The sequence below is a fragment of the Streptococcus dentasini genome (genome assembly GCF_053206945.1).
Map to the genome: position 1 here is coordinate 77,737 of NZ_JBRUHS010000005.1, position 23,257 is coordinate 100,993.

A 23,257-nucleotide genomic window follows, 5' to 3' on the forward strand; every position below is an offset into this window, starting at 1 on the left:
AAAACTCAATAACAGCTAAAAAACTAGTTTAGCAGAGCTGATATCAACGCCATAAACCTATACTACAGCTAACCACATCATAGTACAATCCCTCAAAACAATCAAGCACTGGCACAGCCGCCTTTATCAGTTCAGAGCTGCCAAGATATTATCAACAATGTTATCAAGGGTGATACCATTTTGCGCCAGCAAGGCCTGACGATTATAGCGATCATGGAAGTGCTTATCAATACCATAGTTTTGTACTTTGAGATCAGTATTTCCCAGATAACTAGCGATGGTCTGACCATAGCCACCTTCAAGCAGGCCGTCTTCTAAGGTGACAACTACTTGATGATCTGCTGATAGGGAGTTCAAGAGCGCTTTGTCCAGTCCCGTTACAAATCTTGGATTAACAAGAGTCGCTTTAATGCCATGTTTTTCCTGCAATACTACCGCTAGATCAGAAGCTATATGATAGAAATTACCAAGACCAAATAAGGCAACATCCTCTCCCTTTTGAGTAACTAGATTTTTATTCAAAATGGAATAATCGGTTCCATCAGGCACTCCAGTCTCTTTTACATCACCAACTGGTACACGGATGGCAACTGGGTGTTTTTGCTGCTCAATTGCCCACTCCAGCATTGCTAGGTGTTCTTCTTTATTGGTTGGAGCCAAATAAACCATGTTAGGAATGTGAGACAAGAAAGGAATATCAAAGAAACCAAGATGGCTCTCATCATTCATAGCTTGAGAAGAAGCTCCGTACACCAAGATTGTAGCCGGCTGATTGTTCAGTGCCATATCGTGGGAAAGCTGATCATAAGTACGTTGGAAAAAGGTCGAAGTTACAGCCCAGACAGGTTTAGCGCCATTCTTAGCCAGGCCCGTTGCCATTGTTGCTGCCTGCTCCTCAGCAATGCCCACATCAACAAATTGACGTCCCGCACTCTGACGCTGCTCCATAGACAGAATAATACCAGGCGTTCCGGCATTGAGCACAATGACGCTAGGATCCTTAGCAATCTTATCAGCAACAAAAGCTGTTGTGACGCTATTGTAGGTTGGCCTATCACTGACCTGCTTCAGATACTTCCCTGTCTCTAGGCTAAATGGCCCGCCGGCATGGAAACTCGAACGATTGACTTCAGCCGGTTTAAATCCCTTTCCTTTCATCGTATGAACATGTAGAAGAACAGGGTAATCGGCGTCCTTGACTGTTTGAAAAAGAGCAATTAAGGCTTGGACATCATTTCCTTCATCAAGATAATGATAGTCAAACCCAAGTGCACGGAAGATATTATCTGCTGCTTGGCCTTTAGTTTTACGCAAACTGCGCAAGGCCGTATAAATTCCCCCTTTGGGATTAGGAGCAATCGATTGATCATTATCATTGACAATCACAATGGTATTGGTCCCTGATGTTGCAATCTGGTTAAGGCCCTCGTAGGCAAGACCGCCAGACAATGAGCCATCTCCGATAACAGCTACTATATTGTAAGTCTCATCTTTCAGGTCACGCGCCCGTGCCACACCTGAGGCTAGAGCCAAGGAGGTCGATGTATGACCGACCGTAAATAAATCATGATCACTCTCCTTAGGATTTGTATAGCCCGAAACGTCATTGTAATGATCTGGATCCATAAAGGCTTGGCTGCGCCCTGTCAGCATTTTATGGACATAGGTCTGGTGGGAAACGTCAAAAATAAACTTATCGATCGGCGAATTAAAAACATAGTGCATCGCTACTGTCATTTCAACTATCCCCAGATTGGGACCGTTATGACCGCCGTGTTGACTGAGCTTTTCCAAAAGAACCCTGCGAGCATCATCGACGACTGCTTGCAGTTCATCAGTTGTTAAATCTTTTAAATCAGCGGGTGACTGAATTCTTTCTAACATGATTACAAACCCTTTCTTTATAGACTAATTTTAGTATACCCCTTAGAGTTAACTCCAAGTCAAGTCTGTTCTAAAGCCTCTTAAAACAGTAGTATGAAAGTTTTTTATATAAAAATAATGTTTTCTGACTTTCAATATCTGGCATTTTCAACATAACCTACTAAGTATAATAGTTGACCTCCATCAAATCAGCATTTAGGGCTAGGCACGACAAAGGCAAGGATATTTTAAAATATCCTTGCCTTTGTCGTGTAGGTCTTCGCCGATAGTAAAGTCAGTCGGCCCTTATCAAGAATTTATTCAAAAACTTAATTACTTTTTATTCAACCTCAGGCCGTCTGCAACTTGCCACCTAATTTTATGCGATTTTCTTTGGAAGCAAGTATAAAGCGATAAGAGGTACTAAAATAGAGTCGATTTGCAGGAACTTTCACAAAAAAGAGCTACAGGCTGTCAAGAACAATCCCATAGCTCTCTTTGTTATTTAGATTTAGACTTACAGCTAGCCAGATTCCCCTAGCCATCTTTAAAAATCACAGCTCCTTTATCAACCAGACTAGAGCTGACTTTTAATCATCTTGTTTATAATGCTTGTTTTCTAGCAACCGTAAAAAATGATCATTAGGCACATCACCATCATGATACTTTTTATAGACCTCTTTGACGGACTCTGCCTGCTTAGCATATAAATCTTTTTGATGCGCCAGCTGCTTTTGACGAAAGGCCTGAAATTCTTCACGATTTTTCAGGAGGATATCTCTCAGCTCCTTACGTTCATCAGGATTTTGAATAGAATCGAGACCCCAAGCGATCCGCTTAGCAGCATAATCCTGATACCGCCGAGTCCACTCTCTTTCCTGCTCAAAGTGTTTATGCAAAATAGCGCTGACCTCTCTTGGTGAGTGGAAAATCTCTCTCACTGCACTGATTGGCTCAGCATCCACAACCCTGTAAGCGAGAGCTCCTAAATACGGCATTAGAAAAACAGTAATAGCTCCGGCAGCAATTAAAACAGAGGCAATCTCGCTGGACATAAAATCGTCCTTAACAGCAATTCCAGTGATCCCTACAATCAAAGGCAGGGCTGTTGTGCAGTAAAAGGCGACTGAAAATCGATTGTGCAAGGATAATTTTCGGTCTGAGTCCTTCTCCAAAGACAGAGAAAAAATAATCGGTAGAGCTCGGATTAGAATCAAGGCCAAAATAAAGGCAAGGAGGAGTCCAGGACGTTCAGAAACCGCCATTAAGTCAATTGTACAGCCGGACATGACAAAAAACAGAGGAATCAAAAAGCCATGGGCAATACCATTGAGTTTTTTTTCCAGCAAATGACTGTCCTCAGGAAGCACGAAACGCAGGACAAATCCCCCAGCAAAAGCTCCTAAAACGATGTCAAGATCAAAAATAGCTGAGAAGGCGACAAGCACAATCATTAAGAGAATGGTAATGCGTACAGTCATCTGTGAATTAGTATCTGCCTTAGATTTCAAAAACTCATAAAGAGCACCGCCACCTTGAACTGCGCGGTTTCCTAGGGCGGCTAGCCAAATGCATAACAGCAGCATACCACCTAAAATAGCTGCTGTCTGCCAGGTACTGCGCGCCGAGAGCAAAATAGCCATTGCGATCACCGTCGCTACCTCACCCCAGGTTCCATAAGCAATGATAATATTACCAATATAAGTACCAGTCAACCCCCTCTCTTCCAGAATGGGCATAAGCGTTCCAAGGGCTGTAGTCGTAAAAAGCAAAGCTGTTGCAATCAATCCTTGCTTTCCCGATGCGATATCAGGCATGATAATGGCTACTGCTAAACCAATCGCAAAGGTTACCACCCAAGTGGAAAAGCCTTTCTTTCCTTCTTTACCGATGATAACCTTGGGATCGATTTCATAACCCGCCAGTAAAAAGAGAAAGGCACAGCCTAAATCAGATAAGAGTTTTAAAGCTTCGCTATCTGAATTAATCAGACCAAAAGCATGCGGCCCCAAAAAAGCTCCAGCAGCGATTAAGAGTATAGGCTCTGGCACAATCTGTCTAGGAATCAGACGAGCTACAAGCGGTGTCACTGCTGATATAAAGGTCATAATAGTTAGTGAAATAAATGTTTCTATCATACTACTCCCCACTATCTAAGCCAGACTAATCAAATCAGCCCAACAAATGATCAATCAGTCCGTATTATAACATTTCAGCAGATAGGACGCTAGAAAGAAGGGCTGTAGGGCTAGACTTAAAAATAAACTAGAATCATAGGAGAAGTTAAAAACATGAACAAAAGCCCCTAGCAAACACTTGGAGCACCATAACAAAAATAGAAGCCACCCAATGAGTTCAATTAAATGAATCTACGAAGCATCGCTACTTAGACTATACTGATAAACTGATAAAAACTAGCAACTCTTGTTAGGGGTTAAAAAATTACCACAGGCCCTAATATAGCCTATGGCAAAATATAGCTTATTTATGTTATTTTCTTTTCAGATCTCAACAACAGCCACTTGTTTCGTCTCAAGATAAGGTGCAGTAGTGCATATAAGATATAAGCAAGTACACCGGTCGCAAAGGTATAGATAGTCCATTTTATCAACTGGATAATAAAGATCGTTGGACTGGCTGCCAAAGTCGTTACCCAGTCTCTGAGATTCCAAAGTTCATAATAGAAACGGTTGTCATGGACAAGGTAGACCATAAAGGTCGACTGTCCCAAAAAGGCTATTAATCTGCTGTCTGGTAGCGACAGTCGTCGGAAAAGCTCAAAAATACAAATAGCAACGATAATAACGACTAAACTACTATTATTAAAGTTAGGAATACGCTGGAGAAAGACTTCTGTAGATTCACTTTTTATGTAGGTTTGAATCCTAGTTACAACAGTATTATAACCAGAAATCAGGACCAAGGCATAGACTAGCATAGGAAGGAGGAATAAAACATAGGTCCGTACCCTGGAAAGGACATCAAACCTCCTAACAAACCCTGCAAAGGAATAGAGAAAGACTCCTGTCAAGAAAACCTCTAACCCCGTCGCAAAAGATCTCATAATATGATTGGTCCAAGAAAAAGTTATCAGGGCTAAAAAGACAAGGAGAAAACTGGCATACTGTCTGTAGTCCAATTGTTTGAGAAACTTATTTAAGAACAGTTTCCCAAAAAGAATCACAACAAAATAATAACCGACAAACCAAAATCGCTCATTGATTCGCATAAATCGCTGCAGCCCCGAGAATATATCTGGACGTAGGTGATGCAGCCAAGGAGAAAGGCAGGTCAATAAGGTAGCCGCAAATAAAAGTTGATAGAGCAGCTTCTTAGAAATCTTTCCAATCTGAATAGTATCAGGATCTCTATTGGCCATAAAATATCCAGAAACTAGGATAAATAAGGCATTGCCAATACTGCCAAAGGTCATAATAACATTTAAAATTAACAGGCGGGGATAGAAGACAGGCTGATTAAAGATTTCTACTGCCTCTCTCCCCAAGTCTTCAGGGGATACCAGCTGAACTCTAATACAGTGTCTGACGATATGATACATAATAATCATAAACAGAGCTACAATGCGTAATAACTCTATATTTGAACGTCTTATTTTCTTTTTTATTTCCATCTTAGTCTCTTATTTTACGATTACACTCTCTGCTGACCATCTTCCGATAAGACAGAACTAACTATTGATCTGCAAGGAAGCCTTGACGAATTTTATTGTAGCTGTAAAACTATCACGTTTCAGTTTATCAATAATCTGGCTCGACGTCCATTATTAGACGCATGGGCTGCCAGACATTCACGCAAGTTTTATCATTCGTATTCCGACCCCTTCTCAATCATACTGAATTTTCCATAGTCAACTGACCTATCTGTCTCGCCAAAATTTGACATTTCCCCATCAAATCGATAGACTCGGCAATTATACCATTTTATTTATTAAAAATTACCATCTGCTGTATTGTACTTTCACAATCAACCATTTTTGAATAAACGGTCTAAAAATTTCTAGGCTTTCGCGATCAGGACAACACACTCAGCGGTTCGCTTTTAACCAATCTGGCCTCATGAGAGCACTTGTCAATCACAGACAGATATATTCCAAAGCACCTTATCAACCTAGGGGCTAACCTCTTGTCGCAGGGCAGATCATCTCCTACTACTTCGCTGATAAATCAGCTCGTACAAACAGTGGTGCCACCTCAACATGATATGTATTCGGGAGTCAAAAGCTCCACTGGATCTTTTGAGCACCTTTCCTTAAAATAAGAAAACACGGCGGACAATCTAATTGCATTGTTCCAGTAAAGATACACATTCGGTGTAATATGTATTTAGGAAAAGATCAACTGGCTGCACTTTTTTCAGCTCATATCCTAGTTCTTCTTAAAGTTTGATATCACGCGCCATGGTAGCCGGATTACAGGAACACATAGGTATATAGGGTAAAGGAAAACCGATAGAGATAAGCGTACTCTTTAGTTACTTTGCCATCATTAACAATTAACTTGGTGCCACCAATATTTTGAAGAAGACTATTTCCCTTCAAAATATTTCACCGTTTGTTATGAAATAAGTCCATTGGAATAAACTCTTGGTGCAGGGGTGGGAATGAAACGGTCTGGGGAGAGATCGTTTCAGGTCACCGCCTAGAAATTAGGGAGTGGTGAGAACCAAAATTTTCAATTTTTGGGTTCTTTCCCACTCCCTTACTTTACCTCTTGTAAAGTCACTTTTTTATCATACCAAAATATTCCCTAATTACTTATTAAATAATTTTGCCCAGTTTTGCTTTGAATTCATGATACGAGAAATATAAACATTGTGCTCCTCAATGTAGTAAAAAGCTAAATAATTCTCAATAGGCATATAACGGTAACTTTTGCCGTCATCAGTTAATTCACCATAGCCACGGCTCGCCACACGCGGACAAGCTTCTGGGAAGGTTTCTAAAGTTTCTAAAGCCGATAAAATTAAATCAATTTTACCGTCGGCAGATTGTTGACTATAAAAATTGAGAACAATGTACTCATGAATAGCTTTCAAATCCTGTTTAGCCGCATCGGATAAGGAAACACTGTAACGTTTGCGATTAGTCAAGACCAAATTCCTTTCTTACGTCTGCAAGTGCTGTGACCTTACCTTGAGCAATATCCTGATGGCCTAACAAAATCTCTTTCTTTAAATCTTCAAAAGCAATTTGATACTGTGACTCTGGCAAGTCACTCGAAACAAATTCTTTGGCATCAACAGCACCAGTCGCAATCTTTCTTAATGCAGCATTTAAAACATCTGTAAGACTGATTTGCTCGTCTGCTAAAATATCCTTGGTTTGTTGATAAAAAACAGAATCTGCACGAAAATTAACAGGTTGTGTAGTAGTCATATCAAAACCTCTTGTATATACATTTTGTATTTACATTATAACATATCGTTAATGCCTATTTCAACTAAAAATCCAATATACATCGTTCAGCATAGACACTTTCTTCGCTCCCTTGGTGACGAATACAAAAAAGTTCATTTGGACTATGCTGTCAGTAACCAAACGAACAGAAGTCATCCCAATGAACCATTTAAATGATACCGCTAAATGCCATTACTTACCATACAATATGGAACCATATGTTCCTCCTATTATCGCCGCTATGCGCCAAAGAACTGATACAGCGTCGAAATGTTAACTATTGTAAATTAAGGACAATTCCATTCTTGTCCTTCTAGTGCTTCAAGCTAAACTCGGCATCAATCTCAGCGTCGATTTTATCAACTCTATCAGATACTGCTTGTGAAATTCAAGTAAGAAATCATAATCGAAATCGAAACATATCATAAGGTTCCATCCTGCTAATGAAGGCAATGCACGACAAACGCATGAAGAAAATTTTGTTTTCAGATAACAATTTTATAAAAATAAGTTAACCTTCGTTATAATAAAAGTGGAGGATTTTGTTATAGGTGAGCTACTAAATTTCTTGGTTACAGTTAGAGATACTCGTGAACCATGGAAAATCAAACACCTATTGGCAAATATCGTTCTCCTCATTTTCTTTGCCCACTGGTAAGACCGAATCTCTCACGATCGGTTTTTGGGGATTGCAAATTGTCCACATTCATTTATTGTCACCAAGTCCCAGATATTGCTTCTTTGTGGCGCAGGTGGAATGTTCTCTTTTCTATCTATCGTTTCTGTTTTTATCAGCCTATCAATCATGACACCTTGGATATCCGCAAGATGCTTATATTTTTCGATGTCCGAGACAGTTCGACACTCTCCCTTTTTGCATAAGTCCTACGGGGATATCTATTTTCTCCGCTATTTCTTCCTGCGAAAAGCCATGTATATTACGAAGCATAATAAGATTTGTTTTTAACATAATGTCCTCATTTTGATAGCAGCGAGTTTACCTTTTCAATATAGAAAGCACTATGAACAGTATGAATCACATGGTTACTGTCTTCAGTCTCGACCAACTGACAATTTTCACCAATATAAGCCACCGCTCTCTCGGCTTGTTCGCGGGATGCTGCACACAGATATGTTCCATTCTCGTGAACCATCTCCTTTGCATGAATATAGACACAGGGAACTTCTATTGCTGACAATATTTCTTTGTGTGTCAAACCGTGATTCCAGCTCAGGTCATAGAAGCGTTCACCGTATGCAAAATCATATTGCTTGGCATATTCAAAAACATACCAAATCGAACTTGGTAGAAAGCCTATCTGAACAGCCTTATTAGGGTTCTTCTGATGTTGCTTTTGTGCATAGTTAGCAAGTTTCGGCATGGCATCCGACATATATAGCTGTCCCCAGTAGCAGTGACGGAGGTAATAAGCTTCCCAACACTCTGCCTTATCCGACTCATTGTAATCATGCAAAGGCTTATACGCATCCTTGTAAGCAAAGCTGTCTTCCCAGCCTTCTCCATCAGTAGAAAATACTGGTGGATCTTCCAGCACTGCTCCAGCTATGTTTTGACCGCCGTATGCTGCTACATACGCTGCCGTGATTGCTCCGTTGGAGTGTCCGGCAACAACGGTAGGCTTGCCGATGACATTATTGATAAACCAGATCAGATCGTCACCATTCACATCGAGGTAATACAGACTTTCATCATGTGATGATTCCCCGTGTCCATAAACATCAACAGCGTAAATATGCCAATTTTTACTAAGCTCAGGAAGAACAAGTGCATAGTCTTCCCAGATGCTCATCTGCCCGTGGATTAATAGAAGGGCAGGTTTATCATTGTTCACTTCACCATAATTGATGACATTACCACTCGGAAGAGTAACTTGCTTTTCAACTGCACCTGACGTCTTCAACGCTTTCTCATATTTATCATACCAATGCGTGTTGTGATACCAATAAAGTCCGAAGGCTATCGCAACTATGGCGGCAATACTCAGAATAATAATCAAAATGATTTCTATCGCTATCATTTCGCACCCTCTTTCGATAATTTCTATACTAATTTTACTCGAGGGCATGCATAGTTTCCACCAACCAAACACGGCATATTTGTATGACTTCTGTAAGCTTTAGTTGCATTTCATGCTATAAACAAGCGACCTCCATCATTCTGATTGACTCACCAACACATTCTTATTTTCAAGCCTTCCCAACCTTTACATCTAATCCGCTCACTCAGCGCTAAAAAACATCCAATCCATTAATACTCAAAGAAAATCAATCTAGACGAGGTACAGACAGTACTTGGGTATGGTAAGCTGAAGTCAGCAAAGTACAATTTTGATTTTCAAAGAGTATAACTCAAAACTTGACATCCAATCCATAGCTTAAACTATGTAAAAATAGTCAAAATAGTCAAAATCGGCTCCGAATCAGTACGGTTGATAAGTTCGCATGGAGTGTCAATCACAGCCACTGACGAAAAGTTCAAATCTCAAAAAAGCCTTGAATTCAAGGCTTTTTATCTCTTTCGTCCAAAGGTTTGGCTTTCACGAGCAAAGCTACACATTCAGCGGTTCTCTGTTACTGCATCACTACGTTCTGCGACAGCTATCGCATGGGCAGAACATCTGCTTTTACTTCCTTGGTTTATCAACTCGTACAAGCAGCGATACCACTTCCACGTGATTAGTACCTTGAACGAAAATCTCTTTATATTCTTCTAAATGGATAAAAACTCTGCCATTTCTGACAGAGTAGACGTTATGAAAAATCTCTTAAATTCAGTTTTGGATCTGGGTGGGGGATACTGTTTCTCTCACGGGCATGGTGGCGAATCTTGAAGTAATAGCGACTAGCAAAATGTGTCAGGATAATAACCAGAATAGAAAGAGGCAAGATATGGGCGCCGATGGCCAGTGCGACGATAACGAACAAAAGGATTCCTAAGCCAAATACCAAGTAGTGTTTTCTTTGAAGACGATAGATAGAATGGTTATAAGTGGTCGTCATTAAGGTTCCAGTAAAAAAGAGAACAACACCGATAATAAAGAACCAGAGTCCGAGATTGGCATGGTGATGATCCGCTAAAAACTCCAAGCCAACCGTAAAGGAATTTATCCCTAGGAAAATCAAGACATGGATGTAAAACAGGGGGGTTACATTAGCCTCTTGGTGATCTTCTATTCCGATAAAGGTCTGAGACATATAGAATATAAAGAGGAAAGCCATTGCTAAAAAGAGTAGAGCTCCTTGATAGAGACTAGATGACAAGGGATAGGTGCTAATAATAGCGATAACTGATTCTCCAAAGGTCAGTATGGTCACAAGCTGAGACCTCTCCAAGGCATGGGGGAAGTTGGTCTTTGTTGCTACACCTCTGTATAAATAATGATTGGCCACTCGAGGTAGTATTAGAGGTAGAAAGTAGATAGCAACTACCCAGATATTTCCACTAAATAAACCAAATGCAAATGGCAAAACTGAAAGGATATAAATACAAAGAAGACCCATGGATACCTTCATATCTCGATTAAAACCTAGATGTCGCCCCTTTAGATAGTACTGGATCAGGATGACGACATAACAGGCAATCAAGAGCCAGTTAAAATAGGATGCTCCCGTTTCCAACCATTGTCTCGAATCCATGTTCAGTTCAAAGGCAAGATTGCCCAGGAAAAACATGAGGGCAATGACACTAAAAACATCAATCCTTCGAGAATCCCCGTATTTTTCGTAATAGAAAACTTCATTGATCCAGATGACCCACATCGTGATACTGGCAAGGATGAATGAAAAGATTTCCAGCCAAGTGATATGCTCTAAATGAATGGCTGAAGTCAGTTGTCCAATAGCAAAGACCATTGCCAGGTCAAAAAAGAGTTCATAGTTAGATACGCGCTTGACGCGAACAGATTTTTCAGGCATAAAATCCCTTTCTAGTCTAAATTTTTCTTTACATATTATAACAGAAAAATCTATTCAGTCTAGATAGGTGAATGGCTGTCTGACTTACTGTCCAATATGTTCTAGTTTTTTTACAAATCGCTATGTTTTAGTAAATAGACTACTACCATTGACTTGTCCCTAGCGTATTCCAATCCGGTCCGTAATGCATTAAAAGATGGTGTCAATATGTTTTAGTGCGGTTTGATCTGGCACAAAATTTTGAGCTATCTGTGGGAGACGAAGCTCTCTATTATTTGCTATTCTGACTATCCACACCTTACAAAGCACCAACAATGGCATGCGGTTGATACAATTCCTCGAGGTAGGCCATATCTTCATCCGATAAGATTACTCCAAATGCACCTAGGAAATCATCTAAATACTGCTCTTTAGTTACTCACATAATCGGACTATCCACGCCTTTTTGCCAAAGCCAAGCTAGGGCTATTTTTGCACGCGTTTTTCCGTATTTTTCCGCTAAATGTGCAACTTGCTCTACGATAGGATAATCCTGTTCTTTCTTACTATCATATTTAGACTTGTTGGTCTCATCGGTCTTGCTGCGGGCGGTATCTGCTGACCAATCCCGTACCAGACGACCTGCTGCTAGCGGACTATAGGGAGCCAAACCAACACCTGAATCCTTGCAGAAAGGAATCATCTCACGCTCGTCCTCACGATAGATGAGATTATAGTGATTTTGCATGACGGAAAATTTAGTCCAGCCATTTCTCTCAGCGATATACTGTGCCTTCTGAATTTGCCGGGTGTACATGGCTGAAGCTCCTAAATAATGAACTTTACCACTACGCACTAAGTCATTCAGCGCGGACATGGTTTCTTCAATTGGGGGATTATAATCCCAACGGTGAATATAGAGAATATCAATGTAGTCTGTCCCCAAACGTTTGAGACTGGCTTCAACCTGATGAAAAATAGCCTTGCGTGATAATCCTACTGTATTTGGAGCAGGCGTTTGCCCATCGCCAAATGCACTATCGCCAAAGAATACCTTGGTCGCAATGACCACTTCCTCTCGCTTGGCAAAATCTCGAATAGCTCGACCCAGATATTCTTCGCTGGAACCAAGTCCATAGATATTTGTAGTATCGAAGAAATTGATACCAGTATCTAAGGCTTTCTTTATAATAACTCGAGACTTGTCTTCATCCAAGAGCCAACCTGACTGAAAGCCTTAGCTCGCATCACCAAAACTCATACAGCCTAAACAGATCTTTGAGACCATCAAGCCTGTGTTACCTAATCGTGTGTATTTCATATTGTTGTCCTTTCTATTGTGAAAATCTCAATAAGTCAGTCTGCCAAAACCAACTTTTTTGCTTTTTATTCAAGATGATATAGTTTAGAAGCTTTTCCCCACAAATCCAGCCAAGAGTTCAACGGTTGTAGCGTCGTGGTGGTCGGCAAAGACAGTAGTATCAGTGTTGAGAGTGGCAATTTGTGCCATATCGTCATCCGACAATTCAAAATCAAAGATTGCAAAGTTTTGACGAACACGTTCTGGATTAGCTGATTTAGACAGGCTTACGATACCACGTTGCAACTGCCAACGCAACATGACCTGGGCGGTTGTCTTTCCGTACTTGTCTGCAATAGCTTTCAAGACAGGATTGTTGAAGACATCATTTTTACCTTCTGCAAAAGCACCCCAGCTCTCCATTTGAATGCCTTTTGAAGCGAGATAGTCTTGGTCAGCTTGTTTTTGGTGAAAAACATGGACTTCTACTTGATTGACAGCTGGAATGACCTCATTAAAAAGTGACAAGTTAGCAATCTGGTCATTTTTGAAATTTGAAACGCCAATAGCACGGATTTTTCCTGCCTTGTAAAGTTCTTCCAAAGCACGCCAGGCCCCAAAAGTATCACCGACAGGCTGATGTAAGAGATAAAGGTCAATATAATCCAAATCCAATTTTTTCAAAGATTCAGCGAAGGCTTCCTTAGCCCCCTCGTAGCTCATATGCTGGATAAAGGCTTTGGTCGTAATAAAGAGCTCCTCACGTGGCACACCAGAGGCTTTAATGGCTTTTCCGACTGCTTCTTCATTACCATAGGCTTCAGCCGTATCAATAAGGCGGTAGCCTGTCTTGATGGCTTCTTCTACCACTTGTTGGGTCGTATCGGCATCTTGAATCTGGAAAACACCAAAGCCAACTGCTGGCATTTTTACGCCGTTGTTAAGGGTTACTGTAACTGTGTTTGTCATCATGTTTACCTCACTTGTTTTCTTGATGATATTAGTATAACCTGCTTTAAACGACTTGAAAATTGCTAGTTAGGTATGATAGTATACTATTAACGTATACTTAAGAAAGGAGCTATTATGATTGACAATTACCTCTTAGAAGAATTGGTGGCTTTTGCTAAGTACGGGACGCTGGCCGCCACAGCAGAGCACCTCATGGTGACCCAACCTACCGTCACGCGCGGCATGCAAAAGTTGGAAGATGACCTAGGTGTCGCCCTCTTTGACCGCAAGCCCAACCGCATCAGCCTGACCGAAACAGGCCAACTGGCAGCCAAAGAAGCAGCCAAGCTTCTGAAAGCCCAAGACAACTTCATCCAGACTGTTCAAAATTTCGATCGCCACCACCAAAGTATTCAGATCGGCTTTACACTACCCGGACCACGCCTGGTTTTGCAAACTGAGGTAATTAAAAATGCCACATTATTACTAGGCTTGCTAAAAACGTCTGATATCATACAGCAATTGTTCAATCGTAAAGCAACACTTATCCTCTCCGATCAAGAGCTCTACTCCGACCAAGTAGAGTCGCTTTACCTGACAGATGAATATCTCTATGTCAATTTGGACGCCATGACGACAACCGCCGATAAAAGTGAGACAAGCTTTAACAATTTGGCTGGGCAGAGCTTCTTGGTACTAAGTGACATAGGGGTATGGCAAGAGATTATCGAGAAACACATTCCTCGTGCAAAATTCCTCTACCAACAGAATGACGATAGCTTTGAAGAAATCAATCGATATGCCAACTTCCCTGTCTTTACAACCAACCTAACCAACAAATTACGCAGTGAGGAAATCGACAATTTCGACCGTAGAATTGCCCTAAAAATCACTGACGAGGTTGCCACTGTTCCCATCTATGCCAATTATCTGATTGAAGACAAGCAGCGCCTAGCACCGCTACTTTCAACTATTCGAGAAAAACTGAACTAAACAATCCCCTTAGAGTGAAACTTCTAAAGGAATTGTTTTTGAATTTATTTTTTAGACGCAGTAAAAAGATAAAACTTTCCCCACCTTCTGGAATAGTCAATTGATTGGCAAAGCCTTTTTCTGTCGCAAAACAAGCTAACTCTGAACATGGAAGTGTCCAGTGGTTGATGGCTTCCATATGAACAGATAATAACTGGTCACCATGACCTCCTATAAAGTGGGTACGTTTCTATTCCCTGAAACTCCTTGTCAATGGAAACAAACACGTACCCACAGGGTAAATGGAAATAGATTTTGATCGTTTCTAGCGATCACTTCTACTCATTCCAAAAATTTTCTCACTCTGATACTTCCCCACTCCAATACAAAAAGCCTTGCAATCAAGGCTTTTCATTATCCCTTTCGTTCAAAGGTTTCTAGGATTTTACGAGCAAACCAACTACCTCGACATGTGGTGATAGGAATTACCTATACTATAAAACGAAACGAAGTGGTTAAATTTAGGATTACACTTTTAAACGAAAGTATTTGATGTATGCATGCTTCATTCTTGTATTGGAATGTAAAGTTAGTATAAAACTCTACATGCTAAAATAGAAGTATCCCAGATGGCTGGAAACAGATCGCCTACGATCATATTGCAGTTTATCAATCAGATCTTGACTTTCCTGAAAACAAAGATATATAGAAAAAACTAGGTCCAAATGGAACCTATCCCTATATTAGATATTATTGTCTAACTTTAGGAGTGGTCAAAATTGGAACCTAGTTTTCTTTTTCTTTGACGAACTCGATGTACTTTTGTCCAAAGATATTGATTTGATCAAGGACGCTGGTAAATTCTTTCCCAAGGTCACTCAGGTTATACTCGACCTTAGGTGGGACTTGTGGATAGACTTTGCGTGTGATCAGTCCGTCTTCCTCTAATTGACGCAGTTGCTTGGTTAAGGTTGCTTGTGAAATGCCCTCAATCTGACGGTGGATTTCGTTGAATCGCACGTCGCCATCTTCCAATAAATGTAAGATAATAATAGCCCACTTGCCTGAAAGAACTTTCTGAGTGGTCACATAAGGACAATCGGGAATAGTATGTTTTGTAAATGTTGCCATGATTCACCTTTCTATTGTAGTCTAGTATAGCAGATGTACTATCAAAATGTAAAGTATGTCTAAAAAATAGAGTATCGCAAAAAAATATCATTTTATTTTAGCCCGTAACTATACAATTCTATCTAAAAAGATAGTATCTATTCGAAAAAAACCTACTTTTCAAAAATATTGTATCTTGTATAATAAGAGCATAAACAAGAGAGGAGGACGACAATGAAACTTTATTATATCTGGGATGCCTACTGTGGTTGGTGCTATGGTTTTAACAGTATCTTTACGGATTTCCATGCCCAGCATCCTGAGCTTGAGCTAGAGACGATTTCCGGTGGACTATTTCTTGGTGACAATAGCAGAGCTATTGGAGAGTATGGCTTTTTTGAGTCAGGAAATGCCAAGATTGAAAGCCTGTATCCTGTGACCTTTGGCGAGGGCTATCAGCTTGCTCTTTCTGAAGGCAGCATGTCGCTGGATTCAACTGGTCCAGCAGCAGCTTTTGCCCTATTGCGTGAGCACGTGCCAGTCTCTCGCCAGTCAGAGCTAGCTTTCGCTATGCAAAAAGCCTTTTTTGAAAATGGCAAGAGCTTAAGTGAGGTTGCTACCTATCTTCCCATTTTAAAGGCTTTCGACTTAGATGAAAAACTAGAAGAGCAACTCACCCTTGCATTAGAGAACGGTCAGCATGCCCAGTTAGATTTCCAAAAGGCGAGAGCCATGGGCATCCAAAGCTATCCGACGGTCATCGCTCAAATCGGTGACAAATACTATGATTTCAGAGGGCAAGCCATGACAGCTAGTGACCTTGAGCAACAATACCAAACCTTATTAGATATGGAGAACTAAAATGAAACAAATCAATACTGCAAATTACACCATCACAACTTTCACAACCAATGACCAAAGCTTCTTAGTGACAGCAAGTTTGCTTGAGAAAGATGGGCATGCCTTTTTAATCAATACAACCTTCACAAAGACTAGTGCCCTAGAAATCGTGGCTTATTTGAAAGCCAATCAGTTGGAACTTGATGAGGTCTTTCTCATTCACGGTGACCCAGATTATTACTTTGGAGCAGAGGTGATTAAGGCAGCCTTTCCTGAGGCGATTATCCGAGCGACCAAGGAAACTCAAGAACACATCGTTCAGAAAGTCTTAGGTAAATTGGCCGTTTGGTCAGGTCAGCTTGGGACGGATGCTCCTGTCAATGTGGTCTTACCACAGGCTATTGAGGGAAATGTCATCAACTGGCAGGGTGTAACCCTTGAAATGGTTGGTGATAGTCACCGTATCAACCTTTATGACAAAGACCAGAAAGTGATGATTGGTGGGATTGACACCTTTGATCAAGCTCATGTCTTTTTAGCTGATAGCAAGACAGTTGAGGAAATGCAGACTTGGGCAGCTCGTCTGGAGGATTTGGAGCAAATGGATATTGACCACCTCATTCCAAGCCATAGTAATCCAGAAAGCAAGTTTGACAAGACTGCCTTGAGCTTTACCAAAGCCTACCTCGAAAAAGCTATCCAGGTAGAGTCAGAAAGTGCAGATTCTGCAGCCTTTATGGCAGCCATGAACCAAGCCTTTCCAAATTTACCAAACCAAGGCGTACTGGGACTGAGTGCCAAGGTTGTGATGCAAGAAATGCCATGGGGGTAAGAAAATGACAGAACACGATTATCAAGTTATTTTAGCCAAAACCTACGAACTGACTGGACAGGGGAAACTAGAGGAATTTGCCACCTATCTAGCAGATGATGTCTCTTGGACAGAAGCTGCCGGATTTCCCTATGCCGGGACCTATGTAGGCAAAGAAGCAGTGCTCAACAATGTTCATAAACGTTTGGGCACCGAGTGGATTGGTTATACCGCTGAGCCGCTTCGCTATGCCTTTAATGGTCAGCAGGTCATGGTATACGGTCGCTACAGTGGCACTTATAAAAAATCTCAGAAATCCTTCCAAGCAGACTTTGTCCATCTTTATACCTTTAATGCAGACAATAAAGTCAGCCAATTCATCCAAGTTGTAGACAGCTATCCGGTTGTAAAGGCTATGGAAGGGTAGAAACATAGTCTGGGATAAGATTTTTCCGACTGAGGAAAATCAAACGGCCACATAAACAAGAAACTCCCTTGAGTAACTCTATCCCAAGGGAGTTTTATAGGTTCTCCATCCATTTTGACCATTTCTTACCAGAGTCTATTAAAAATCTCATTGTAAAATTTTCCCGAAATCTTCAAGCACATTCAAAAGGTTAATCTAGAAAAATTCCGTAAGAGTATTCTCTATCCCCTTACAGGAATATGGGTTTGATGCATATTTCATTCTACTAATTTGGACTTCGAACATTTTAAAATTTGATACAGTAGTACTCAATAACTACATCAATGGATTAAAACTTTATTATTCATGACTTATAAAATCCCTCACATTATTTTTTGATATTTTCTATTTAGTTCAAATGAATTAAAATAAAAAACAAGCCATATCACATCGATATGACTTGTCCGTTTTTAAATTGTACTTCTACTTTTTTATCTTAATATATCACTAGCTTATCAACCAGTGTGTTAAATAGTTTTTCATCGTATTCTACATCTAGTTTTTCTTGTTGTTTTAGGATATCTATAAAACTGTCCAACTCTTTTAGTTTTATTTTTCTTTCGTGTAAGGCTAGTTGTTTCTCACTGTGTTCTTTCTGCAGTTCGTGGTACTTTTCAACCAGTTCATCATACTTTTTCTGATAAGCACTTTGATTTTGTGCAACTTTCGCATTCTGACTGACTAACTGTTCTACTTCTTCTTGAATACTGAGTAAGCGAGATGATAAAGTTTCTAGTTCATTTTCTACTTCTTCAGTATGATCCAACGCCGTCATCAGAATTTCTAAGTTCTTAATAATCTCATCTTTATTCGTTATCAACTGACTAATTGCTTGGCTACTCCAGTTTTCTATCTCTTCACTGCTCATATGTGAGTGTATAGCATTTTTCATTACCTTGTAGTTATGAGCACCAAGATTCAACGCTATTTCCCCAACATTTCTATATTTAATACTTTAGCGATCAAACAATTCCAACATCTATCTCCAAAATCGATCAAATCCAGATTTTTCTTCCATTTGAAACACAATCATATTTTTTATTAAATCATAATCAATCGATTCGTTCCATTTTATGCGAATAATATTATCAGTATGACTATAACCTATTTTTTCAATATCATTTAAAAAATGCTTTATTGTAGCTGCTTCGGGACTAATTGCAATAGACTGTTTATTAACACTTAGACCAAATATATATGTTCCGTTATGCGTCACCATTGGTTGATTCCATTTAATAACTGGTTCTAATTCAGGAAATTCATCCAAAATCCAATAAAGAAGATTCTCAACTCTATCTCGTTGTTCTACCACATCAATCTTATGCAAAAACTCCTCAAACACCTGCTGTTTTACCATAATCATTTCTCCTTGTAGGTTTAAAATAATAATCAATTAATATACTATTTTCTTAGTAATTTATTTTTGCCGTATCATATAGACAAGGCTATCTTATCGTGAATTATTATTATTGCTGTAAACAACAATAATAATTCCATCCACCATACAGCGAATGACTCATATACTTTTTATCGTTGTCCTTTTACAGCAAAATAAATGCCACTTGGACTAGCAAAATTAAATGTTAAAAACGGTTCTATTTGAACTGGGCTACACGTATTTGTCTGTGCTGATACTTTTTAACGCAGTGCATAAGTATCACCTCTTTTTATTATAGACTGAGTATACAATATTAAATAATAAAACACAAACATTAACTCTCTGAAAATGTCAGAATTCAAAAATATCGGTTTAATCATGTCTAAACTTGGATAACTACAATCCATTATCAACTTACCTCACTAGATATCGGTGTAATACCACTTATATCAGATCTCATCTATTATGCCACGAAACAACAAAAATACTGCAACCTTTCGGTCACAGTCACTTACAAGTCTACCTCTGAATTCGATAAAAGTAGAGTTATCCCAGCTGCTACAGCAAGTCCACCTAATATCATAGTAGTTTGACCAGTCTCTGTTTTTAAGAAGTCAATTGCTCCATCGACTGCTGCACCAATCCCACGCTTTATTTTTCCCCATAAACTATTATTCTATTGAAAGGATGGAAGAACTTCCGAAATTGGAATCCAAAGTTCCATTCTATAATTCTTATCAAGACGGTTACCAGAGGAGTATACTTCAATACTAGCTGTATTTCCAATTATAAAGTTTTCCTTCGCAAATCTCCACGCAATAGGAATAGTTTTTGTTACTGCTCCTTTTAATTCAAATATTGCATATGTTGTCTTAGGTAAATGAATTTTTTTGAATAACTCCTTATTTTGTGGGATATTTTGAATACAAGTGTAATAAGTAAAAGTACCATCTTCATCTGGACTTGTTGAATACCCAATTGGGGTTGAGTAGTCCAATGAAACAAAATTATAATACTGACACCAGTATTTTTCAAAATTTGAGTCTACTGTAGCTTTATTAGGAATGCCATAAAATGTATTTGGCCCTTTTTCTACTATGTTAACCCGCATACACATTCCCTTTCAAAAATAAATTAATCTACTTTGTTCCCATGCCAATATATTAGCAATATATCTTTAATAGACATAGCTAACATATATCGAACACGATTACATTATAACATAAACAAGTAGAACCACAGAAATTGTAATCTGCAATATCATCCAAACTATTCAAAGATGGACAGCCTACCTTTTGGCACATATCACTCAAAATTGCTTCATCAAACATCTCAGATAAAATCTCTTGAGAAATACAAGAATTCAAGATACTGTTCCTCCTAAATTTTACTTTTACATTATAACACAAAAAACCGCATCCTTTCGGTCGCAGTCTCTTATAAGTCAACTTCTGTTCCTTCAAGAAATGTTACAGTAAGCTGCCCACTTTCGGATATTGTGATGTTGTCGAGAACTTGGCACATGATAGTGCTATCAAAATGGTCTAGGTCAAGAATCTGTTTCATGAACTTAGCATAATGCTTATGCAGAAGATTGTCGCCCTTGCTCAGTTTGTCTAGCTTATCGAGGACATCAGCTTTATGGGATTTAAGGATGCTGACGGCTTTCATAAAAGCCTTCTCTAGCATCTCCTCATCAATGTGGTTGTTGCTACAGCCCATGACACCTGTCACTCGATAGCGGTTATTGCACTGCCAGACCTTCCTTTTTCCTCGGCTGGTTGTCCAGTTCTTTCGACCAAAGGCGTCACCACACTCGGCACAGAAGACCTTAGTTGTAAAAGGATTATCGTCATTTTGCATGATGTAAGCTTTCAGTTGATGTTCTTCTCGAAAGTCTTTCCTCCTTGTCAATTCCAACTGTACTAATTCCCATGTGTCTTTGTCAATAATAGCTTCATGGCTATTTTCTACATAGTATTGGTTAACCTGACCGTCATTTTGAACTCGTTTCTTAGTCAGAAAATCAACGGTAAAAGTCTTTTGTAATAAGGCGTCCCCTTTGTATTTCTCGTTTTGAAGCATTTTGAAAATGCTACTTGGATACCAGTTGGCTTTTCCTGACCAGCCCTTGATACCTTTAGTGTTGAGTTCCTTGGCAATGCTTTCTGGACTGTAGCCTTTTAAGAACTGACTATAGATGTGTTTAACAACCTCAGCTTGTTCTGGATTAATGATCAACCTACCGTTCTCATCCTTGTCGTAGCCCATGAACTTGGTCGTATTGACTTGAACAATGCCACGTTCAAATTTCTTTCGAATTCCCCATGTAGAGTTCTCTGATCGGTTAGCAGCAAATGATGAGGAGGGGAGTCGAACCCCTATCCCGATAACAGAAGATCCAATATTTCAAATTTATTCTATCATGGAATTTTCAAATAAACAACCTTAATTTTACTCCTAAGGTTCTCAAAATTCAAGGCAAATATTCATCTATCTGTATCCATCACCCTCAATAGACTTCTCTAGATCAAGCCTCTCTTGAACTTCCATATAAGAGGGTATATATTTATTCCTATAAAGCCATGCTCATTGGAAATAAATATATACCCTAAGTGTTAATGGAAATAGAAACCCAACAATTCCACATATCAGACCAAGACACACAACTGCTGCTCTTACTCTGATACTTCCCATATATCACAAAAAGCTTTGAAACCAAGGCTTTTTACTATTGCGATTTATCAAAAGATTCTAGGTTTCACGAGCAGAGAAACACACTCCACGTGGTGCGTATTCGGAAATAAGTCCACTGGTTGCACTTTTTTAAGCTTATAGCCTAGTTCTTCATAAAGCTTGATGTCACGCGCCATGGTGGCTGGGTTGCAGGAGATATAGGTGATTTTCTTGGGCTGCATGGCAGTACTTGCTTTAATAAAGCTTTCTGTTAGGCCTTTGCGCGGTGGGTCTACCAGAATGACATCTGGCTGGATGCCTTCTTTGCTCCACTGGGCCATGGCATTTTCAGCTGAATCTGCTACGTAATGGGCATTGGTAATACCGTTTAGCGCAGCATTTTTCTCAGCATCCTTGACTGCTCTTTCAATCACTTCAACCCCATAAACGGCCTTGACTTGCTTGGCAAAGGATAGACCAATAGTTCCGATACCGGAGTAGGCGTCAATCACCACGTCATCGGGAGTCAATGCTGAGAAATCAATAGCTGTTTGATAGAGCTTTTCAGCCATGACAGTGTTGACCTGGTAGAAAGATTGGGCGGAAATGGCATAGCGGTTGCCAAGCATGGTGTCCTCAATGGTGTCTGATCCATATAGGGTGCGGAAGTCAGGTCCAAGGATGGCGTTGGTATTTTTGTCATTGATATTTTGGATGATGGACTTGACGGCTGGGAAGGCGGCAACGATCTTCTCAACCATCTGCTCAATGCGGAAAACTTTTGAACGTGTGGTCACGAGAACCAGCATCATCTGACCTGTGTAGTGTCCACGACGAACAACGAGATTGCGGATAAGACCAGTCTGCTCCTTTTCATCATAAGGTTTGATGTCAAAGCGGCGCAGAAGATCACGGACAAAGAGTATCAGCTGATCAATTTTCTTATCCTGAATATAGAAATCCTCGATAGGCATGAGGTCATGTGAATTCTTGCGGAAAAAGCCTGTTTCCAATTGACCATTGACACGGCGGACAGGTACCTGAGCCTTGTTGCGATAGGCAACAGGATTGTCCATACCAAGCGCATCAGCAACTTTCACATCTGAAATTCCTGCTGTTTTGTAGAGGTTATCAATAACCTGCTTGGTTTTAAACTTAAGCTGCTCACTGTAGGCCAAATGACCAAAATCCGCAATACCTGTGCGCAAATAAGCCGCGTCTAAGTCCTGATTGCGGTAAGGTGATGTGGTCAGGTATTCTTCTACCTTCCCATAGCCAATATTCTTCTTGACCTTGAGCACACGCATGCGGATTCTCTCATTAGGCAGGGCGTTTTCAACGAAAAAGACAAAGCCATCAACCTTAGCAACACCTTGTCCTTCGTGGGTTAAATCAACAATTTCAACCTCTACACTATCATTCTTTCTTAACATGGATTTCTCTTTTCTTGTTTTTGCTCTGCTATTATCAAAAGAAAAGGGGCAGAACTTATCCTCGAAGAGTCTTAAATTCTCACCCCTAATCCTTTATACATCTGCTTTTAAGACGCAGCTGTCTGA

18 protein-coding genes and 2 pseudogenes are annotated in these 23,257 nt (G+C 39.9%); 4 read left to right on the forward strand and 16 right to left on the reverse strand.

Going from position 1 to position 23,257, the window contains the following annotated elements; all coding sequences use genetic code 11:
• Positions 1–126 precede the first annotated feature (126 nt).
• The 10 genes and pseudogenes from ACVR1G_RS05450 to ACVR1G_RS05495 all read right to left on the reverse strand — a co-directional run bounded on the left by ACVR1G_RS05450 (position 127) and on the right by ACVR1G_RS05495 (position 13,463).
• The gene (locus tag ACVR1G_RS05450) at positions 127–1,884 is read right to left on the reverse strand and encodes a 1-deoxy-D-xylulose-5-phosphate synthase (RefSeq protein WP_447452186.1); all 1,758 of its coding nucleotides are present in this window, start codon (positions 1,882–1,884) and stop codon (positions 127–129) included.
• Between the two features lie 569 nt (positions 1,885–2,453).
• Entirely contained in the window at positions 2,454–4,001 is a 1,548-nt protein-coding gene (locus ACVR1G_RS05455) for a cation:proton antiporter domain-containing protein (protein ID WP_447452187.1), read from the reverse strand.
• 347 nt (positions 4,002–4,348) lie between these two features.
• The gene (locus ACVR1G_RS05460) at positions 4,349–5,494 is read right to left on the reverse strand and encodes an acyltransferase family protein (RefSeq protein ID WP_447452188.1); all 1,146 of its coding nucleotides are present in this window, start codon (positions 5,492–5,494) and stop codon (positions 4,349–4,351) included.
• Between the two features lie 665 nt (positions 5,495–6,159).
• Positions 6,160–6,312 (reverse strand): annotated as a pseudogene (locus ACVR1G_RS05465) (23S rRNA (uracil(1939)-C(5))-methyltransferase RlmD); the annotation flags it as partial.
• 321 nt (positions 6,313–6,633) lie between these two features.
• Positions 6,634–6,972, reverse strand: a complete 339-nt coding sequence (locus tag ACVR1G_RS05470) for a type II toxin-antitoxin system RelE/ParE family toxin (RefSeq protein WP_447452189.1) — start codon at positions 6,970–6,972, stop codon at positions 6,634–6,636.
• The gene (gene relB, locus ACVR1G_RS05475) at positions 6,965–7,258 is read right to left on the reverse strand and encodes a type II toxin-antitoxin system RelB/ParD family antitoxin (RefSeq protein ID WP_447452190.1); all 294 of its coding nucleotides are present in this window, start codon (positions 7,256–7,258) and stop codon (positions 6,965–6,967) included. The genes ACVR1G_RS05470 and relB overlap by 8 nt, the downstream gene beginning before the upstream one ends.
• A 998-nt stretch (positions 7,259–8,256) precedes the next feature.
• Positions 8,257–9,318, reverse strand: coding sequence for an alpha/beta fold hydrolase (locus ACVR1G_RS05480; protein WP_447452191.1), 1,062 nt, complete (start codon positions 9,316–9,318; stop codon positions 8,257–8,259).
• A gap of 733 nt (positions 9,319–10,051) precedes the next feature.
• Positions 10,052–11,215, reverse strand: a complete 1,164-nt coding sequence (locus ACVR1G_RS05485) for a low temperature requirement protein A (RefSeq protein WP_447452192.1) — start codon at positions 11,213–11,215, stop codon at positions 10,052–10,054.
• A gap of 298 nt (positions 11,216–11,513) precedes the next feature.
• Positions 11,514–12,515 (reverse strand): annotated as a pseudogene (locus ACVR1G_RS05490) (aldo/keto reductase).
• An 84-nt stretch (positions 12,516–12,599) separates the two neighbouring features.
• Positions 12,600–13,463: an aldo/keto reductase gene (locus tag ACVR1G_RS05495; RefSeq protein ID WP_447452233.1), complete on the reverse strand. Its 864-nt coding sequence runs from the start codon at positions 13,461–13,463 to the stop codon at positions 12,600–12,602.
• 117 nt (positions 13,464–13,580) lie between these two features.
• Here ACVR1G_RS05495 and ACVR1G_RS05500 point away from each other — a divergent pair, with 117 nt between their 5' ends.
• Positions 13,581–14,438 carry a LysR family transcriptional regulator gene (locus ACVR1G_RS05500; RefSeq protein WP_447452193.1) on the forward strand — a complete coding sequence of 286 codons (858 nt, stop codon included), beginning with the start codon at positions 13,581–13,583 and terminating at the stop codon, positions 14,436–14,438.
• A gap of 765 nt (positions 14,439–15,203) precedes the next feature.
• Here ACVR1G_RS05500 and ACVR1G_RS05505 read toward each other — a convergent pair.
• The gene (locus tag ACVR1G_RS05505) at positions 15,204–15,548 is read right to left on the reverse strand and encodes a winged helix-turn-helix transcriptional regulator (RefSeq protein WP_447452194.1); all 345 of its coding nucleotides are present in this window, start codon (positions 15,546–15,548) and stop codon (positions 15,204–15,206) included.
• 213 nt (positions 15,549–15,761) lie between these two features.
• Here ACVR1G_RS05505 and ACVR1G_RS05510 point away from each other — a divergent pair, with 213 nt between their 5' ends.
• From ACVR1G_RS05510 to ACVR1G_RS05520, 3 genes are read left to right on the forward strand one after another with little or no spacing between them, the layout of a single operon-like run.
• On the forward strand, positions 15,762–16,388 hold the full coding sequence (locus ACVR1G_RS05510) for a DsbA family protein (protein ID WP_317335063.1): 627 nt from the start codon (positions 15,762–15,764) through the stop codon (positions 16,386–16,388).
• A 1-nt stretch (position 16,389) separates the two neighbouring features.
• Positions 16,390–17,199, forward strand: coding sequence for an MBL fold metallo-hydrolase (locus ACVR1G_RS05515; RefSeq protein ID WP_447452195.1), 810 nt, complete (start codon positions 16,390–16,392; stop codon positions 17,197–17,199).
• A gap of 4 nt (positions 17,200–17,203) precedes the next feature.
• Complete coding sequence (locus ACVR1G_RS05520) at positions 17,204–17,605, forward strand: nuclear transport factor 2 family protein (protein WP_172051474.1); 402 nt, start codon at positions 17,204–17,206, stop codon at positions 17,603–17,605.
• Between the two features lie 475 nt (positions 17,606–18,080).
• On the opposite strand, the gene ACVR1G_RS05525 is transcribed toward ACVR1G_RS05520, so the two are convergent.
• The 5 genes from ACVR1G_RS05525 to rlmD form a co-directional block, all read right to left on the reverse strand.
• Positions 18,081–18,512: a hypothetical protein gene (locus ACVR1G_RS05525; protein ID WP_447452196.1), complete on the reverse strand. Its 432-nt coding sequence runs from the start codon at positions 18,510–18,512 to the stop codon at positions 18,081–18,083.
• Positions 18,513–18,623: 111 nt separating this feature from the next.
• Positions 18,624–19,001, reverse strand: coding sequence for an iron chaperone (locus ACVR1G_RS05530; protein WP_447452197.1), 378 nt, complete (start codon positions 18,999–19,001; stop codon positions 18,624–18,626).
• Between the two features lie 697 nt (positions 19,002–19,698).
• Positions 19,699–20,133 carry a GyrI-like domain-containing protein gene (locus tag ACVR1G_RS05535; protein WP_447452198.1) on the reverse strand — a complete coding sequence of 145 codons (435 nt, stop codon included), beginning with the start codon at positions 20,131–20,133 and terminating at the stop codon, positions 19,699–19,701.
• Between the two features lie 326 nt (positions 20,134–20,459).
• The gene (locus tag ACVR1G_RS05540; protein WP_447452199.1) at positions 20,460–21,293 is read right to left on the reverse strand and encodes a recombinase family protein; all 834 of its coding nucleotides are present in this window, start codon (positions 21,291–21,293) and stop codon (positions 20,460–20,462) included.
• A 473-nt stretch (positions 21,294–21,766) separates the two neighbouring features.
• The gene (gene rlmD / locus ACVR1G_RS05545; RefSeq protein WP_447452200.1) at positions 21,767–23,131 is read right to left on the reverse strand and encodes a 23S rRNA (uracil(1939)-C(5))-methyltransferase RlmD; all 1,365 of its coding nucleotides are present in this window, start codon (positions 23,129–23,131) and stop codon (positions 21,767–21,769) included.
• Positions 23,132–23,257 lie beyond the last annotated feature (126 nt).